Below are 2,925 nucleotides of genomic sequence, written 5' to 3'. Positions count from 1 at the left end.
ACGACGCGGCCGCTGGCCGTCACTTTGAACCGCTTTTTGCAGCTCGACTTGGTCTTCATCTTGGGCATTTCCGGCTCCTCTTAATTCGGACGGTACAGGCGCGACTCGGCATGCCACTTTCGGCCGGTCGCGCATTGAGAGGCGCCGTATACGCGCCCCGCAGTGAATTCGCAAGGGGTCTTGGTGCAGTTTGATCGGCTTCAGCCCAGATAGCGCGCGATCACCCGCACAAGAATGTCAGGCAGATCGCTCAGGTCGTATCCGCCAGGCTTGTTCGAGACGGCCCACAGGACAAGGGTGCCTGCCGCGATTCCGGTAAAGGCGGCAACGCGGGGCGCGCGCCCGTCAGAGATGGCCGACATGATCGATGGTACGGTGAACACGCCAAGCACAAGGCCAATCAACATAGCTAAATCTGGATCCATTCAACACCTCCGATACAAACATAAAAATAAAACTGAGCGAGTTTAGCCCGGATCGGTGGCGTAAATCAAACTTTCCTGACAGGGGGCCACGCGCAGGATGTTGGTGGTGCCCGGCACGTTGAACGGCACGCCTGCGATGACCAGGATCTGATCGGTTTCTTCGGTATAGCCCTGTGCGCATGCGGCGCGGGCCGCGTTGATCACCGCAAGCTTGAACCGGGTCAGCTCGCCAGTCATCACACAGTTCACCCCCCAGGTCAGGGCAAGGCGGCGGGCTGTGCCGCGCAGGCTTGTCATGGCAATGATCGGTACGCGCGGGCGCTCGCGTGCCGTCAAAAGACCGGTTGTGCCCGATTGCGTGTAACAGCAGATGGCCTTGATATCGGTGGTTTCCGCGATTTCGCGGGCGGCGGCGACGATGCCGTCGGCGACGGTCTGACGGTCTGCGCGGCGACTTGCCTCGATCACCTCGCGATAGGTAGGATCACTTTCCACTTCGACGGCGACGTTGTTCATGGTGCTGACCGCCTCGACCGGATAATCGCCAGCCGCCGATTCCGCCGAGAGCATGATCGCATCCGCGCCCTCATAAATGGCGGTGGCCACGTCCGAGACTTCGGCGCGGGTCGGCATCGGCGATTCGATCATCGATTCAAGCATCTGCGTTGCAACGATCACCGGTTTGGCCGCCGCGCGGCACCGCCGCACAAGCCGCTTTTGGATCGGCGGGACGTTCTGTACCGGAAGTTCGACCCCAAGATCGCCGCGCGCCACCATGATCCCGTCGCTGACCGCGAGGATTTCGTCAAAGCATTTCACTGCGGCGGGTTTCTCGATCTTGGACAGGATCGCCGCCCGGCCCCGCGCCAGGGCTCGTGCCTCGTTTACATCCTCGGGGCGCTGTACAAAGCTGAGGGCAAGCCAGTCGACACCAAGCTCGCAAACAAATTCGAGATCGGCGCGATCCTTCTCCGACAGCGCCGCCAGCGGCAGCACCACATCGGGCACGTTGACGCCCTTGCGATTCGAAATCGTGCCGCCGGTCACCACCCTGCAATTGGCAAAATCGGCGCCGCAATCGGTGACGGCCAGTCGGATCTTGCCGTCATTGACCAGAAGGTTCGCGCCCGGCTCCAGGGCTGCGAAAATCTCGGGATGCGGCAGGCAGACCCGGTCCGCCGTGCCCTCGGTCGCATCGAGGTCAAGCCGGAACGCCGCGCCTTCTGCTAGCTCTTCCTCGCCATTGGCAAAGGTGCCGACCCGCAGTTTCGGCCCCTGAAGGTCGGCCAGAATGGCGATCGGGCTGTCCAGTTCGTCTTCGATCCGGCGGATGATGCGGTGGCGCTCGGCGATCTCTTCATGTGCGCCATGGCTCATGTTCAGGCGGAACACATCTGCGCCGGCCTCGTGCAGGGCGCGGATCGTCTTGTAATCCGACGATGCCGGGCCAAGGGTGGCTACGATCTTGACGTTGCGGTGGCGTCTCATGTGTCTGTCCTATCTTGTTTCGGCATATGGCCGCTGTTATCGCTAACAAAATCTTCGCCTGCCTTATTGCGCAATTCACATCCTGTCGCAACTGTCCTAGAGGAAGTTCAGAGGAAAAACCAACCTGATGATGTATCAGCCATATGACATAGAAGGGGCCTCGCGACCGGGCCGCTGGCTCGTGACTTGCGATCATGCCACCAATACCGTGCCGCCTTTCGTGAATGGCGGCTCGCTTGGTCTCGGGGCCGAGGACATGAACCGCCATATCGCCTATGATGTGGGGGCTGCGGGCGTGTCGCGGGCGCTGGCGGCGGCGCTGGATGGGCCTGCGATCCTGTCGAATTTCTCACGTCTGGTGATTGATCCCAACCGGGGCGAGGATGACCCGACCCTGTTGATGAAGCTCTATGACGGCACCGTCATTCCGGGCAACCGCCACGCAGGGCCGGAGGATCTGCAAGAGCGGCTCAACCGCTGTCACCGGCCGTATCATACTGCCCTTGCCGAACTGGCGGCGCGCCGTTCCGATACGGTGATCGTGTCGATGCACAGCTTCACCCCGAGGTTGAAAACAGGCCCTCTGCGCCCCTGGCATATCGGCCTGCTTTACGCCGCCGATGCGCGGCTGGCGCGCCCCTTGCTGACGCGGCTTTACGCCGAATCCGATCTTTGCGTCGGTGAGAACGAGCCCTACGGCGGCCATCTGCCCGGCGACGCGATTGCGCGCCATGCCATCGCCCATGAGCGGCTGAATATCCTGATCGAACTGCGTAACGATCTGATCGAAACCCCGGCGCAACAGGCGGCCTGGGCCGCCCGCCTGGCGCCGATCCTGCAAGAGGTCCTGGCACAGACCGGGCTTTGAGCGGATCGCGCCCTTGCACCACGCGCCGCGCCGTCACATCTTGACACCAGACCAAGGAGAAACGCCATGGATAACCAGACCCGCATTGAAATTGAGGCCGCCGCCTTTCGCGCCCTGCGCCATCACCTGATGGAAAAGCGCGCC

At 62.1% G+C, this 2,925-nt stretch carries 4 protein-coding genes and 1 pseudogene; 2 read left to right on the top strand and 3 right to left on the bottom strand.

Translation table 11 applies throughout. The features are described 5' to 3' along the window. The 3 genes from QZ522_RS18855 to pyk form a co-directional block, all read right to left on the bottom strand. The coding region (locus tag QZ522_RS18855) for a 50S ribosomal protein L35 (RefSeq protein WP_294615262.1) at positions 1-68 on the bottom strand (68 nt) is incomplete at its 3' end. 132 nt (positions 69-200) lie between these two features. Continuing rightward, entirely contained in the window at positions 201-425 is a 225-nt protein-coding gene (locus tag QZ522_RS18850; protein ID WP_294615259.1) for a hypothetical protein, read from the bottom strand. 42 nt (positions 426-467) lie between these two features. Then, positions 468-1,913: a pyruvate kinase gene (gene pyk, locus QZ522_RS18845; protein ID WP_294615256.1), complete on the bottom strand. Its 1,446-nt coding sequence runs from the start codon at positions 1,911-1,913 to the stop codon at positions 468-470. A 127-nt stretch (positions 1,914-2,040) separates the two neighbouring features. On the opposite strand from pyk, the gene QZ522_RS18840 reads away from it, so the two are divergent. Continuing rightward, entirely contained in the window at positions 2,041-2,781 is a 741-nt protein-coding gene (locus QZ522_RS18840) for an N-formylglutamate amidohydrolase (protein ID WP_294615254.1), read from the top strand. Positions 2,782-2,847: 66 nt separating this feature from the next. After that, positions 2,848-2,925, top strand: a pseudogene (locus QZ522_RS18835) (DUF1244 domain-containing protein); the annotation flags it as partial.

Origin of the sequence: uncultured Roseovarius sp., assembly GCF_913054395.1 — a bacterium.
GTDB lineage: Bacteria > Pseudomonadota > Alphaproteobacteria > Rhodobacterales > Rhodobacteraceae > Roseovarius.
Note: the sequence above shows the minus strand (reverse complement) of the source record. Positions and strands in the feature narration are given on the sequence as shown.